Source organism: Mycobacterium saskatchewanense (genome assembly GCF_010729105.1).
Classification (GTDB): domain Bacteria; phylum Actinomycetota; class Actinomycetes; order Mycobacteriales; family Mycobacteriaceae; genus Mycobacterium; species Mycobacterium saskatchewanense.
This window is the reverse complement of sequence record NZ_AP022573.1, coordinates 4,796,253-4,809,170: the sequence shown is the minus strand read 5'-3', so window position 1 is coordinate 4,809,170 and position 12,918 is coordinate 4,796,253. Positions and strand designations below refer to the sequence as shown.

The 12,918-nt window shown below is 67.6% G+C and carries 15 protein-coding genes; 7 read left to right on the top strand and 8 right to left on the bottom strand.

Annotated elements, in window-relative coordinates; genetic code table 11:
• Positions 1-25: 25 nt before the first annotated feature.
• On the top strand, positions 26-646 hold the full coding sequence (locus G6N56_RS22775) for a cutinase family protein (RefSeq protein WP_085255544.1): 621 nt from the start codon (positions 26-28) through the stop codon (positions 644-646).
• Here the strand turns inward: G6N56_RS22775 and truA are convergent.
• The 8 genes from truA to infA form a co-directional block, all read right to left on the bottom strand.
• Entirely contained in the window at positions 643-1,530 is an 888-nt protein-coding gene (gene truA / locus G6N56_RS22770; protein ID WP_085255543.1) for a tRNA pseudouridine(38-40) synthase TruA, read from the bottom strand. The genes G6N56_RS22775 and truA overlap by 4 nt on opposite strands.
• Positions 1,487-2,068 carry a 50S ribosomal protein L17 gene (rplQ, locus tag G6N56_RS22765; protein ID WP_085255542.1) on the bottom strand — a complete coding sequence of 194 codons (582 nt, stop codon included), beginning with the start codon at positions 2,066-2,068 and terminating at the stop codon, positions 1,487-1,489. Before rplQ ends, truA begins: the two co-directional genes overlap by 44 nt.
• A 117-nt stretch (positions 2,069-2,185) precedes the next feature.
• Positions 2,186-3,229 (bottom strand): DNA-directed RNA polymerase subunit alpha, encoded by a 1,044-nt coding sequence (locus G6N56_RS22760; protein ID WP_085255541.1) that lies wholly within the window; start codon positions 3,227-3,229, stop codon positions 2,186-2,188.
• 74 nt (positions 3,230-3,303) lie between these two features.
• Positions 3,304-3,909 carry a 30S ribosomal protein S4 gene (gene rpsD / locus G6N56_RS22755; RefSeq protein ID WP_085255540.1) on the bottom strand — a complete coding sequence of 202 codons (606 nt, stop codon included), beginning with the start codon at positions 3,907-3,909 and terminating at the stop codon, positions 3,304-3,306.
• A gap of 13 nt (positions 3,910-3,922) precedes the next feature.
• On the bottom strand, positions 3,923-4,342 hold the full coding sequence (rpsK, locus tag G6N56_RS22750) for a 30S ribosomal protein S11 (RefSeq protein ID WP_085255539.1): 420 nt from the start codon (positions 4,340-4,342) through the stop codon (positions 3,923-3,925).
• A gap of 6 nt (positions 4,343-4,348) precedes the next feature.
• Complete coding sequence (gene rpsM, locus G6N56_RS22745; RefSeq protein WP_008260257.1) at positions 4,349-4,723, bottom strand: 30S ribosomal protein S13; 375 nt, start codon at positions 4,721-4,723, stop codon at positions 4,349-4,351.
• Positions 4,724-4,874: 151 nt separating this feature from the next.
• Complete coding sequence (rpmJ, locus tag G6N56_RS22740) at positions 4,875-4,988, bottom strand: 50S ribosomal protein L36 (protein WP_003879483.1); 114 nt, start codon at positions 4,986-4,988, stop codon at positions 4,875-4,877.
• 51 nt (positions 4,989-5,039) lie between these two features.
• Positions 5,040-5,261, bottom strand: a complete 222-nt coding sequence (gene infA, locus G6N56_RS22735; protein WP_003418601.1) for a translation initiation factor IF-1 — start codon at positions 5,259-5,261, stop codon at positions 5,040-5,042.
• 270 nt (positions 5,262-5,531) lie between these two features.
• Here infA and G6N56_RS22730 point away from each other — a divergent pair, with 270 nt between their 5' ends.
• The 6 genes from G6N56_RS22730 (at position 5,532) to G6N56_RS22705 (ending at position 12,821) form a co-directional block, all read left to right on the top strand.
• Complete coding sequence (locus G6N56_RS22730) at positions 5,532-7,217, top strand: NAD(P)/FAD-dependent oxidoreductase (protein ID WP_085255608.1); 1,686 nt, start codon at positions 5,532-5,534, stop codon at positions 7,215-7,217.
• A complete protein-coding gene (locus G6N56_RS22725; protein WP_232069125.1) occupies positions 7,214-8,689 on the top strand; it encodes an ATP-binding protein in 1,476 nt (491 codons plus the stop codon). Before G6N56_RS22730 ends, G6N56_RS22725 begins: the two co-directional genes overlap by 4 nt.
• Positions 8,690-8,717: 28 nt before the next feature.
• A complete protein-coding gene (locus tag G6N56_RS22720) occupies positions 8,718-9,563 on the top strand; it encodes an LLM class F420-dependent oxidoreductase (RefSeq protein ID WP_085255538.1) in 846 nt (281 codons plus the stop codon).
• An 87-nt stretch (positions 9,564-9,650) separates the two neighbouring features.
• Positions 9,651-10,646 carry a dTDP-glucose 4,6-dehydratase gene (gene rfbB / locus G6N56_RS22715; RefSeq protein ID WP_085255537.1) on the top strand — a complete coding sequence of 332 codons (996 nt, stop codon included), beginning with the start codon at positions 9,651-9,653 and terminating at the stop codon, positions 10,644-10,646.
• Position 10,647: 1 nt separating this feature from the next.
• The gene (gene rfbC, locus G6N56_RS22710) at positions 10,648-11,256 is read left to right on the top strand and encodes a dTDP-4-dehydrorhamnose 3,5-epimerase (protein ID WP_085255536.1); all 609 of its coding nucleotides are present in this window, start codon (positions 10,648-10,650) and stop codon (positions 11,254-11,256) included.
• Positions 11,257-11,381: 125 nt separating this feature from the next.
• Positions 11,382-12,821 (top strand): PecA family PE domain-processing aspartic protease, encoded by a 1,440-nt coding sequence (locus G6N56_RS22705; protein ID WP_085255535.1) that lies wholly within the window; start codon positions 11,382-11,384, stop codon positions 12,819-12,821.
• Positions 12,822-12,918: the final 97 nt, after the last annotated feature.

Genomic DNA, 12,918 nt, shown 5'->3' with positions numbered 1-12,918 from the left:
ACATCGTGGTGTGAGGCTTATTCCATTGACGTTGGGCGCCGGATTGCTGGTCGGTGCCTCGTTATTGGTTGCTCCCCAAGTGCTTCCGCGCGCCTTGGCGTCCTGCCCCGGCGTCGAGGTGGTCTTCGCCAGGGGAACCGACGAGCCGCCCGGTGTCGGGAAGGTCGGCGGGGCCTTCGTCAGTTCGCTGCGCCAGCAGACCGGCAAAAGCGTCGGGTCGTATGGGGTGAACTATCCGGCGAACAAGGACTTCCTGGCCGCCGCGGACGGCGCCAACGACGCAAGCAACCATGTGCAGCAGATGGCCAACAACTGCCCCAACACCAAACTCGTCCTCGGCGGCTACTCGCAGGGAGCGGCCGTCATGGACATCGTCACGGCAGCCCCTTTGCCCGGCCTGGGATTTCGCGACCCGCTGCCACCGGACGCCGCCGACCATGTCGCCGCGGTGGCCCTGTTCGGCAACCCGTCGGCCCGCGCGGGCGGCCTGATGAGCGTGCTCACCCCGAACTTCGACGGCAAGACCATCGACCTGTGCAATCAGGGCGACCCGATCTGCTCCGACGGCAATCAGTGGAAGGCGCACCTGGGCTACGTGCCGGGGCTGACCAGCCAGGCCGCGAGATTCGTCGCAGGCAAGGTCTAGGACCCACGAGTTCGGAGGTCCCGGGTGATGACATTTCGCGCGGCCAGCTGGTCGTCCGGCGGGTAGTCGACGCCGACGAGGGTGAGCCCGTGCGCGGGTGCCGCCGCGAAGTCGCTGGAACGTTCGGTCGCCGAGAGCAATTCGGCGCACCACGAGGCCGGGCGCCGGTGTTCTCCGACCGCCAGCAGCGCGCCGACCAGCGACCGCACCATCGACCAGCAGAACGCGTCGGCGCTGACGTGCGCGGTGACGAGGTGGCCGACGCGCGTCCAGTCCAGCCGCTGCAGGTCCCGGATCGTGGTGGCACCCTCGCGCTGTCGGCAGAACGCGGCGAAGTCGTGCAACCCCAACAGGTCCCGCGCCGCGGTGTTCATCGCGTCCACGTCGAGGTCGCGCGGCCAGGCGGTGACGTACCGCGCCCGCTGCGGCTCGACCCCGTAGGGCGCCGTCGACAGCCGGTAGACGTAATGACGCCGCAGCGCCGAGAACCGCGCGTCGAAACCGGCTGGGGCGCGGGCGATTCGCAACACGCGGACCTCGGTGGGTAAGAACCGCCCGAGGCGGCGCAGCAGCGGCAGGAATTCGGGATCGCCAACGCGTGGCGACCGCGAGTAGGCGTTCGCCACCGCGTCGACGGGCACGTCCAGATGGGCCACCTGCCCCGTGGCGTGGACCCCGGCGTCGGTGCGCCCGGCCGCGCGCAGGCGAACCGGTGTGCGGAACACAGTCGTCAACGCCTCGTCGAGCACACCGGCCACGGTGCGCTGGCCCGCCTGAGCGGCCCAGCCGGCGAAATCGGTTCCGTCGTAGGCGATGTCCAGCCGCAGACGGACGATCTCACTAATCCTCGGTGGCCTCTTCGGGCTCGGTGGCCTCGACCGCAGCCTGCGGCGCGGCCGCGGCGGCCTCGGGCGCGTCCTCGACCGCTTCCGGGGCCTCGCCGAGGCTTGAATCGTCCACCGCTTCGGGCTCGACGGCGGCCTGCGGTGCGGCCGCGGCCGCCTCGGGGGCGGCCTTCTTGGACGACTTCACCCGACGGGCTCGCTCGGCCTCCGACGTCACCGTCTTCTCCAGCACCAGCTGGATCACGGCCATCGGTGCGTTGTCGCCCTTGCGCGGCTCCACCTTGACGATCCGGGTGTAACCGCCGTTGCGGTCGGCGAAGAACGGCCCGATCTCGTCGAACAGCTTGTGCACGACGTCCTTGTCCCGGATCTTCTTCAGCACCTCGCGACGGTTGTGCAGCGTGCCCTTCTTCGCATGCGTGATCAGCTTTTCCGCATACGGCCGCAGCGCCCGCGCCTTCGGCTCGGTCGTCTTGATCTGGTTGTGCTCGAACAGCGACGTGGCGAGGTTGGCCAGCAGCGCCTTCTGGTGCGAAGACGACCCGCCGAGGCGAGGGCCCTTGGTGGGCTTGGGCATTGCACTATCTCCTAAGTGGGGCCGACCCCCGTATCAGGTAGGGCCGGGACGGACTTCTGTTAGAGGTGTCCGGTTCCTCAGCGGCCGCTGCACGGCCGCATCGTCACCGTACGGCCGTTAGAGCTGTTCGGTTTCCGCGTAGTCCTGGTCGTCGTAGGCGGCCTCGGTGGACCAGGTGCCGGTGGCCACGTCGTAGCCCGCGACCTCCGACGGGTCGAAGGTGGCGGGGCTGTCCTTCAGCGACAGGCCCAGCTGGTGCAGCTTGACCTTCACCTCGTCGATGGACTTCTGACCGAAGTTGCGGATGTCGAGCAGATCCGACTCGGTGCGCGACACCAGCTCGCCGACGGTGTGCACGCCCTCGCGCTTGAGGCAGTTGTACGACCGCACGGTGAGGTCCAGGTCGTCGATCGGCAGCGCGAACGACGCGATGTGGTCGGCCTCGGCCGGCGACGGCCCGATCTCGATGCCCTCGGCCTCGACGTTGAGTTCGCGCGCCAGGCCGAACAATTCGACCAGCGTCTTGCCCGCCGACGCCAGCGCATCGCGCGGGGTGATCGAGCTCTTGGTCTCGACGTCGAGGATCAGCTTGTCGAAGTCGGTGCGCTGCTCGACGCGGGTGGCCTCCACCTTGTAGGTCACCTTCAGCACCGGCGAGTAGATGGAATCCACGGGGATGCGGCCGATTTCGGCGCCCGAGGCCCGGTTCTGCACGGCCGGCACGTAGCCGCGGCCGCGCTCGACGACGAGCTCGACCTCGAGCTTGCCCTTGTCGTTCAGCGTGGCGATGTGCATGCCGGGGTTGTGCACGGTGACGCCGGCCGGCGGCACGATGTCACCCGCGGTGACCTCGCCCGGTCCCTGCTTGCGCAGGTACATGGTGACCGGCTCGTCCTCTTCGGACGACACGACCAGGCCCTTGAGGTTCAGGATGATGTCGGTGACGTCTTCCTTCACGCCCGGCACGGTGGTGAACTCGTGCAGCACGCCGTCGATGCGAATGCTGGTGACCGCCGCGCCGGGAATCGACGACAGCAGCGTGCGGCGCAGCGAATTGCCCAGGGTGTAACCGAATCCCGGCTCCAGCGGTTCGATGACGAACTGCGACCGGCTCTCGGTGAGCACCTCTTCGGACAATGTGGGTCGCTGAGAGATCAGCATGTTTTTCTTCTTCTCCTTCTCGGCACCCGCTATTTGATGCCGTTGAGCCAGCGCCGGTTTCGGCGCCGGCGGTCTTACTTCGAGTAGAACTCGACGATGAGCTGCTCGGTGAGCGGCACATCGATCTGTGCCCGCTCGGGCAGCTGGTGGATGAGGATGCGCTGACGCTCCCCCACGACCTGCAGCCAGCTCGGGTGCGGCCGGTCGTCGGCCGTCTCGCGCGCGATCTGGAACGGCACCGTGTTCAGCGAGCCGTCCCGCACGTCGATGATGTCGTACTGCGACACCCGGTAGCTGGGGACGTCGACCTTCACGCCGTTGACGCTGAAGTGCCCGTGGCTGACCAGCTGGCGGGCCATGCGCCGCGTGCGGGCCAACCCGGCACGGTACACGACGTTGTCGAGCCGGCTTTCCAGGATGCGAAGCAGCTCCTCACCGGTCTTGCCGGGCTGCCGCACCGCCTCCTCGTAGTAGCGGCGGAACTGCTTCTCCATGACACCGTAGGTGAAACGAGCCTTCTGCTTCTCCTGCAGCTGCTGCAGGTACTCGCTCTCCTTGATCCGCGCGCGGCCGTGCTGGCCGGGCGGGTAGGGGCGCTTCTCGAAAGCCTGGTCGCCCCCGACGAGGTCGGTGCGCAGCCGGCGGGACTTGCGGGTGATGGGTCCGGTGTAGCGAGCCATGATTGGTGTCCTCCTAGACCCTTCTGCGCTTGGGCGGACGGCAGCCGTTGTGCGGCTGGGGGGTAACGTCGGAGATCGCGCCGACCTCGAGGCCCGCCGCCTGCAGGGAGCGGATCGCGGTCTCGCGGCCCGATCCCGGGCCCTTGACGAACACGTCGACCTTGCGCACACCGTGCTCCTGCGCCTTGCGGGCGGCGTTCTCGGCGGCCAGCTGGGCGGCGAACGGGGTCGACTTGCGGGACCCCTTGAAGCCGACGTGACCCGACGACGCCCAGGCGATGACGTTGCCCTGCGGATCGGTGATGCTCACGATGGTGTTGTTGAAGGTGCTCTTGATGTGCGCCGCGCCGTGCGGGATGTTCTTCTTTTCCCGCTTGCGGGTCTTCTGCCCCTTCTTAGGGGAGCTTGACTGCGCCTTTTTTGCTGGTGGCATCGGGTTCTACCTGGCCTTCTTCTTGCCCGCGATGGTGCGCTTGGGGCCCTTGCGGGTCCGCGCGTTGGTCTTGGTCCGCTGGCCGCGCACCGGCAACCCGCGGCGATGCCGCAGGCCCTGGTAGCAGCCGATCTCGATTTTGCGACGAATGTCGGCCTGCACCTCGCGGCGCAGGTCACCCTCGACCTTCAGGTTGGCTTCGATGTAGTCGCGCAGGTGGGTCAGCTGATCGTCGGTCAGGTCCCTGGTGCGCAGGTTCTTGTCGATGCCCGTCGCTTCCAGGATCTCGTTGGAACGGGTCCGGCCGACGCCGAAAATGTAAGTGAGCGCGATCTCCATCCGCTTGTCACGCGGCAGATCGACGCCTACTAGTCGAGCCATAGGTGGCGTTTCCTCTTTTTCTAAGCGGAGGTCTTTTCCCAGCCCGTTCCCGATCTGATCGGGGCCCGGCCTCCGTCCGGGCGTGGATGAGTGACGTATTCACTCAGTGGTGCTGGGAGGTCATCATTCAGTTGTGCGCGCTGGGCGAAAGTCAGCCCTGACGCTGCTTGTGGCGCGGATCGGAGCAGATCACCATGACCCGCCCATGCCGACGGATCACCCTGCACTTGTCACAGATGGGCTTGACGCTCGGGTTCACCTTCACGGCTGTCTCGATCCTGTTCTGTCTACTCGTAGGTGTTGTTCGGGCTTGTCGTTACTTGTAGCGGTACACGATGCGGCCCCGGGACAGGTCGTAGGGAGACAACTCCACCACCACCCGGTCCTCGGGCAGGATGCGGATGTAGTGCTGCCGCATCTTGCCGCTGATGTGGGCGAGCACCTTGTGGCCGTTCTCCAGCTCAATGCGGAACATCGCATTGGGCAGGGGCTCCACCACGCGGCCCTCAACCTCTATGGCACCGTCCTTCTTGGCCATAAGTCCTTCGGAATCCTCGTCAGTCTCGTATTCGTCTCTATGCGCCCGTATCGGCGCAGCATTCGCCCGACTAGAAACGTGAGCCAAGGGCAGGAAATTCCTGGAATTCCTAAGACAGGGCACGCAAGAAGTCGGCGCGGATGACGCACCGCTGCTCCACGATACCCGGTCAGGCCCCCTGACCCAAATCGCGTCGGCGAAATCCGGCGGCCGGGTGATCGCCGGCTTCGACCTGCCGTCAGCGCCCTGACGAGGGCATACTTGACGTCGATGACTAGTTCCGCCAGTCCTGACGGCCCAGCTTCTCAACCTCGCAGGCCGGTCCTGCTGACCGTCGACGACGATCCCTCGGTCTCGCGGGCGGTCGCGCGGGACCTGCGCCGCCAGTATGGCGACAAGCACCGGATCGTGCGCACCGAGTCGGGCCCCGACGCCCTGGAGACGCTCAAGGAGCTGAAGCTGCGCGGCGAGACCGTCGCGGTGCTGATCGCCGACTACCGGATGCCGGAGATGAGCGGCATCGAGTTCCTCGAACGGGCGATGGACCTCTACCCGGCCGCGCGCCGGGTGCTGCTCACCGCGTACGCCGACACCCACGCCGCCATCGACGCGATCAACGTCGTCGACCTGGACCACTACCTGCTCAAGCCGTGGGACCCGCCACAGGAGAAGTTCTACCCGGTCATCGACGCCTTGCTGGACGCCTGGCGCGCGGCGCCGGAACACCCGATCCCGCACACCAAGGTGATCGGCCACCGCTGGTCGCAGCGGTCCTGGCAGGTGCGCGACTTCCTGGCACGCAATGGGCTGCACTACTCGTGGTTCATGGCCGACGACCCCGACGGCCAGCGCTTGCTCAAGGCCGCCGGCGAGGACGGCATGCGGCTGCCCATCGTCGTCACCGAACGCGGCGACACCCTGGTCGAGCCCACCGACGCGCAGCTGGCCGACACCCTGGGCCTGACCACCACGCCGTCGCAGGAGTTCTACGACCTCATCGTGATCGGCGGCGGGCCTGCGGGCCTGGCTGCCGCCGTGTACGGGGCGTCGGAGGGGCTGCGCACGGTGCTCATCGAGCGCACGGCGACGGGCGGTCAGGCGGGCCAGAGCTCACGCATCGAGAACTATCTGGGCTTCCCCGACGGGGTGTCGGGCGGCCAGCTGGCCGACCGGGCGCGGCGGCAGGCCGAGAAGTTCGGGGCCGAACTGATCACCGCCCGCACCGCCACGGCGCTGGAGGTCAACGGCCCCAAACGCACGGTGCGATTCGCCGACGGCGGCTCCATCGACGCGCACGCGGTGATCCTGGCCACCGGCGTGGCGTACCGCCAGCTGCCGGCGGAGGGCTGCGGGGAGCTGACCGGGCGTGGCGTCTACTACGGGGCGGCCGTCTCCATCGCGTCGGAATGCGCGGGCGAGGAGGTCTACGTGGTCGGCGGGGCCAACTCCGCCGGCCAGGCCGCGATGTACCTGTCGCGCGAGGCCAAGTCGGTGACCATCGCGGTGCGCGCCCCGTCGCTGGACGCCTCGATGTCCTACTACCTCATCCAGCAGATTCGGCAGCGGCCCAACATCACCGTGCGCACGTGCACCGAGGTGCGGCGCGCCGTCGGGGACGACCATCTCGAGCGGCTCACCCTGGTCGACAACAAGACCGGTGAGACCGAGGACGTCACCTGCGCGCGGATGTTCATCTTCATCGGCGCCGCGCCGCGTACCGAGTGGCTCGACGGTGTGCTGGCCCGCGACAGCCACGGCTTCGTCCTCACCGGACCGGACCTGCGCAACGTCTGCGGCTGGACGTTGGACCGCCCCCCGCACCACCTGGAGACCAGCGTCCCCGGGGTGTTCGCCACCGGCGACGTGCGGGCCGAGTCCGCCAAGCGTGTCGCCGCGGCGGTCGGCGAGGGATCGATGGCCGTCATGCTGGTGCACCGCTACCTGGCCGAATCGTGACCGACGCCCCGTGCGAGCCCGACGAGCTGCGCAGCCTGTTCCTTTTCGAGGCGCTCACCGACCAGCAGCTGGCGATGTTGTGCGCCAGCGGGCACGTGGACACCTACCAGCCGGGCCCTATCTGCGTCGAGGGTGAACCGGCCACCTGCTTGTACGTCCTGATGGAGGGCGAACTGGTGATGTCGAAGCGCTCCGGCGGCCAGGACATCGAGACCAACCGGACGTCACAGCGCGGGGTGTACTGCGGCGCGTGGCGGGCGTTCACCGGTCAGCCGCAAGATCAGAGCTACGACGCGACGGTGCACGTCACGAAGCCGTCGCGGTTCTTCGTGCTCGACGCGCCGGCGTTCGCCCATTTCATGAAGGACCAGTTTCCGATGGCCGTCCACCTGCTCGACGGCATGGCCGTCGGCCTCGAACGGACTCGCCGGATCATCGACAACCGGGAGAAGCTCCTGGCGCTCGGCCAGTTGTCCGCCGGGCTGACCCATCAGCTGAACAACCCCGCCGCCGCCACCGTCCGCGCCGCGTCGGAACTGCGACAGCGGGTCGCCGGCATGCGCCAGAAGCTGGCCATGCTGGCCGACGGGACCGTCACACCGGAGGCGTTGCAGGCGCTGGTGCGCCTGCAGGAACAGGTCGCGGGCCAGGTCGCCAAGTCTGCCTCGATGAACCTGACCGCGATCGAGACGACGGACCTCGAGGACGCCGTCGGCGAATGGCTCGAGGACCACGGCATCGACGGCGGCTGGGACATCGCGCCGACCTTCGTCGAGGGCGGCATCGACACCGACTGGCTGGAGCGGATCGCCGCGGCGACCGAGGAGCTCGGGGCGTCGACGTCGCTGGAGAAGGCCATCCGCTGGCTGACCTACACCGTCGAGGGCGAGCTGCTGCTGAACCAGGTCCTGGAGGCGAGCAAGCGGATCTCGGCGCTGGTCGCCGACGCCAAGCAGTACTCCCAGATGGACCGGGCCCCCTTCCAGGTCGCTGACCTGCACGACCTGCTGCGCAGCACACTGGTCATGTTCGCCGACCGGTTGGGCAGGGACGCCGGCATCACGGTGGTCAAGGAGCTGGACCGGTCGATTCCCGAAATACCTTGCTACCCGGGCGATCTCAACCAGGTATGGACAAACATCATCGACAACGCGATCGCGGCGATGCGCGATCGGGATGGGACGCTGACAATCCGCACCTGCCGGGAGGGCGAAAAGATGGTCCGGGTCGAGATCTGCGATACCGGGCCCGGAATCCCCGACGAGGTGCGCGAGCGAATCTTCGAGCCGTTCTTCACCACCAAGCCGGTCGGCGAGGGCACCGGCCTCGGGCTGGACTTGGCGTGGAACATCATCGTCAAGAAGCACCGCGGCGATCTGCGGGTGGAGTCGGTCCCCGGCGATACGCGGTTCATTGTGCTGCTGCCGCTGCAGGATCCGCCGGCGGGCGCGGGAATCCCGAACCCGGAATAGGGCCGCCGCGGGCCCGGTTGGAGACACCATGACCGATGGAGTTGCGAGCAAGCCCGATCTCGGCCGGTTCGGATCGTTCGGACGCGGCGTCACCCCCCAGCAGGCCAAGGAGATCGAATCCCTGGGCTACGGGGCAGTGTGGGTGGGCGGTTCGCCGCCCGCGGAGCTGGCCTGGGTGGAGCCCATCCTGGAGGCGACGACAACGCTGCAGGTGGCCACCGGCATCGTCAACATCTGGACCGCCCCAGCCCAGCCCGTCGCCGAGTCCTTCCACCGTATCGACAAGGCCTACCCGGGCCGTTTCCTGCTCGGCATCGGTGTCGGCCACCCCGAGGCGCACAGCGAATACCGCAAGCCCTATGACGCGCTGGTCGACTACCTGGACAAACTCGACGAGTACGGGGTGCCGGCGAACCGCCGCGTGGTGGCCGCCCTGGGTCCCCGGGTGCTGAAGCTGTCCGCGCGGCGCAGCGCCGGGGCACACCCGTACCTGACCACGCCGGAACACACGGCGCAGGCGCGCGAGCTGATCGGCCCGTCGGCGTTCCTGGCGCCCGAGCACAAGGTGGTGCTGACCACCGACCCCGGGAAGGCCCGGGCGGTCGGACGCAAGGCGCTCGACATCTACTTCAACCTGGCCAACTACCGCAACAACTGGAAGCGGCTCGGTTTCTCCGAGGACGAGGTCACCCGGCCCGGCAGCGATCGCCTGGTCGACTCCGTCGTCGCCTACGGCACGCCGGACCAGATCGCGGCGCGGCTGACCGAACACCTCTCCGCCGGCGCCGACCACGTGCCGGTGCAAGTCCTCACCAAGGACGAAGACCTCGTGTCCGCGCTGGCCGAGCTCGCGGGGCCACTCGGCCTTCGATGACCGGGTGTGAGTGCTCTGGTGAATTGGCCGGGCCATTGGGGTTAACCCGCACCGGCTGACCGTCGCCCTCGGCTAGGGTTTTCGACCATGCGATTGTTGGTGACCGGAGGAGCCGGCTTCATCGGCGCGAACTTCGTGCACAGCACGGTCCGCGAGCACCCCGAGGACTCCGTCACGGTGCTCGACGCGCTGACCTACGCAGGCCATCGCGAGTCGCTGGCCGACGTCGAGGGTGCGATCAGGCTGGTCGTGGGCGACATCTGCGACGCCGAACTGGTCTCCGAATTGGTCGCCGATTCGGACGCGGTCGTGCATTTCGCCGCGGAAAGCCACGTGGACAACGCCCTGGACAACCCCGAGCCGTTCCTGCACACGAACGTGATCGGGACGTTCACGATCCTCGAGGCGGCGCGGCGCCACGGCGTGCGGTTGCACCACATTTCGACCGACGAGGTGTACGGCGACCTGGAGCTCGACGACCCCCAACGGTTCACCGAGTCGACGCCCTACAATCCCTCGAGTCCCTACTCCGCCACCAAGGCCGGTGGCGACATGCTGGTCCGGGCCTGGGTGCGGTCGTACGGGGTGCGGGCCACCATCTCCAACTGCTCCAACAACTACGGGCCGTATCAGCACATCGAGAAGTTCATCCCCCGCCAGATCACCAACGTCCTCACCGGCCGGCGGCCGAAGCTGTACGGCAGCGGCCACAACGTCCGCGACTGGATTCACGTCGACGACCACAACAGCGCGGTGCGGCGGATTCTCGAGAAGGGCGAGATCGGCCGCACCTACCTGATCAGCTCCGAGGGTGAACGGGACAACCTGACCGTGCTGCGCACGCTGCTGCAGATGATGGGCCGCGACCCCGACGACTTCGATCACGTGACCGACCGCGTCGGCCACGACCTGCGCTACGCGATCGACCCGTCGACGCTGTACGACGAACTGGCTTGGGCGCCAACGCATACCGATTTCGAGGAGGGTCTGCGCGCGACGATCGAGTGGTACCGCGCCAATGAGGCGTGGTGGCGCCCGCTCAAGGACGCCGCGGAGGCCCGCTACGAGGAACGGGGTCAGTGACGTGAAGGCCCGCGAGCTCAGCATCCCCGGCGCATGGGAGATCACGCCCGCCATCCATGGTGATTCCCGCGGCCTGTTCTTCGAATGGCTCACCGATCGCGGGTTCAGCGCCTTCGCCGGTCATCGCCTCGACGTCCGCCAAGCCAACTGCTCGGTCTCCTCGGCCGGGGTGTTGCGCGGCCTGCACTTCGCCCAGTTGCCGCCGAGCCAGGCCAAGTACGTCACCTGCGTGTCCGGCTCGGTGTTCGACGTCGTCGTCGACATCAGGGTGGGGTCGCCCACCTTCGGCCGGTGGGACTCGGTCCTGCTCGACGACCGCGACCACCGCACCATCTACATCTCCGAGGGACTGGCGCACGGATTCCTTGCGTTGCAAGACAATTCGACGGTGATGTACCTGTGCTCGGCGGAGTACAGCCCGCAACGCGAGCACACCATCTGCGCGACGGATCCGGAACTGGCGGTCGACTGGCCGCTGGTGGACGGCGCCGCGCCCAGCCTGTCCGACCGGGATGCCGCGGCCCCGAGTTTCGCCGAAGCGCGCGCCTCCGGCCTGCTGCCGACCTGGGAAGAAACGCAGACGTTCATCGGCGGAATGCGCGACTCGTAACCGCGCTGCCGCACAAAAACATTCACAAACGAAAACGGCGAATTTCCCGCTGATTTCCCCCTACCATTCCGATTGTCGCCGATCGGGGCGAGCGCTCTTTTGCGCGGGGTGTCGGGAGGTCTCGCATGTCGTTTGTGATCACAGTCCCAGAAATGGTGACCGATGCGGCTACGAATTTTGCGGGCATTGGCTCCGCAATTGACGCGGCACACGCGGCGGCCGCAGGGGCCACGACGCAATTACTCACCGCGGGCGCCGACGAGGTGTCGGCGGCCATCTCGAAAGTGTTCGCGGAGTACGGGTCGGCATATCAGGCCCTGACTGCTCAGGCCGCGGCCTTTCACTCGCAATTCGTCCAGGCGATCAATTCCGGCGCGGGCATGTACGCGGCCACGGAGGCGGCGAGCGTCGACCCCCTGCAGACCATCCAGCAGGACATCTTCGGGCTGATCAACGCGCCCACCAACACGCTGCTGGGACGCCCGCTGATCGGCGACGGCACCAACGGCTTCACCAACGCGCAGGGGGCGGGGACGCCCGGCGGCGCCGGCGGGCTGTTGATCGGCAACGGCGGGAACGGCGGGAACAGCACCGCGGCCGGGGCGCCCGGTGGCGCGGGCGGCGCCGCCGGGCTGCTGTTGGGCAATGGCGGAAACGGCGGGACGGGCGGCCCGGCCGCGCTGGGCGGTGCCGGCGGTCCCGGTGGTCTGCTGGGCGCCCCCGGGGCCACCGGCTCCCCCGGTCTGGCCACCGTCCCGCTGTCCTACGACGGCAGCAATCTGCTCGTGAACCTGTCCGTGGGCGGCGGTCCCAGTTCGTCCGTCATCGTCGATACCGGATCCCGCGGTCTCATCCTTCCGCCGCAGGACGTCAACCTCGCCAACCTCGGCCCCGTCACCGGGACCGGCAGCGTGACGTACGGGGAGCCGTTGAATACATTGACGGTGAACTACAACACCTATTCGACCACGGTGAATTTCGGCAACGGAATGGTCACCCAGCCGACCACCATTGCCGTCGCCACCTCGGCCGTCCGAAATTACATCTTCACCTATCCGGTGCAGAACGTCCCCGCCGTATTGGGTGTCGGCGTGAATCCGGGCGGCGGCCCGTTGGGCACCAGCCCCCTGACGGCGTTGCCGGGCGCTTTCGGCCAGGGTGTGCTCATCGACGAGCCGGACCGCGTGCTGCAGTTCGGCCCCAATCCGCTCACCGGCTACGCCTCCGTGAGCGGGGCCCCGGCCACCACCCTGGACGTCAGCTTCAATAACGGCGCCCTGCACCAGACCGGTGGCGCGTACATCGATTCGGGCGGTCTCGGTGGCTCGGTTCCTGACAATGTCGGCGCACCCAACTCCGGCAATTATCTGCCCGCCGGAACCACCATTTCCGTCTACACGCCGGACGGGCACACGCTGCTGTACACCACCACGGCCGGCCCGAATCAGACGCCCGTCGTGTCGAGCCTGCTGGGCGGGAACTTCAACACCGGTATCGCCCCGTTCCTCCAGCACCCGATTTACCTCTCGTACGGTGGCACGGGGACGACGGTCTTCGACGTCTGATCCGCCGTGTTCGAAACGTATTGAAAATCCACAATTTCCGGACTCTCACTGACTAATATCCCGCTTGTCGCCGGTCGGTCGCGGCCGAACGATGCAA

Bases quoted from the DNA above. Each gene is read 5' to 3' on its own strand.
- rplQ (WP_085255542.1), bottom strand. From the start codon at position 2,068: ATGCCCAAGCCCACCAAGGGCCCTCGCCTCGGCGGGTCGTCTTCGCAC.
- G6N56_RS22760 (WP_085255541.1), bottom strand. From the start codon at position 3,229: ATGCTGATCTCTCAGCGACCCACATTGTCCGAAGAGGTGCTCACCGAG.
- rpsD (WP_085255540.1), bottom strand. From the start codon at position 3,909: ATGGCTCGCTACACCGGACCCATCACCCGCAAGTCCCGCCGGCTGCGC.
- rpsK (WP_085255539.1), bottom strand. From the start codon at position 4,342: ATGCCACCAGCAAAAAAGGCGCAGTCAAGCTCCCCTAAGAAGGGGCAG.
- rpsM (WP_008260257.1), bottom strand. From the start codon at position 4,723: ATGGCTCGACTAGTAGGCGTCGATCTGCCGCGTGACAAGCGGATGGAG.
- infA (WP_003418601.1), bottom strand. From the start codon at position 5,261: ATGGCCAAGAAGGACGGTGCCATAGAGGTTGAGGGCCGCGTGGTGGAG.
- G6N56_RS22730 (WP_085255608.1), top strand. From the start codon at position 5,532: ATGACTAGTTCCGCCAGTCCTGACGGCCCAGCTTCTCAACCTCGCAGG.
- G6N56_RS22720 (WP_085255538.1), top strand. From the start codon at position 8,718: ATGACCGATGGAGTTGCGAGCAAGCCCGATCTCGGCCGGTTCGGATCG.
- rfbB (WP_085255537.1), top strand. From the start codon at position 9,651: ATGCGATTGTTGGTGACCGGAGGAGCCGGCTTCATCGGCGCGAACTTC.
- G6N56_RS22705 (WP_085255535.1), top strand. From the start codon at position 11,382: ATGTCGTTTGTGATCACAGTCCCAGAAATGGTGACCGATGCGGCTACG.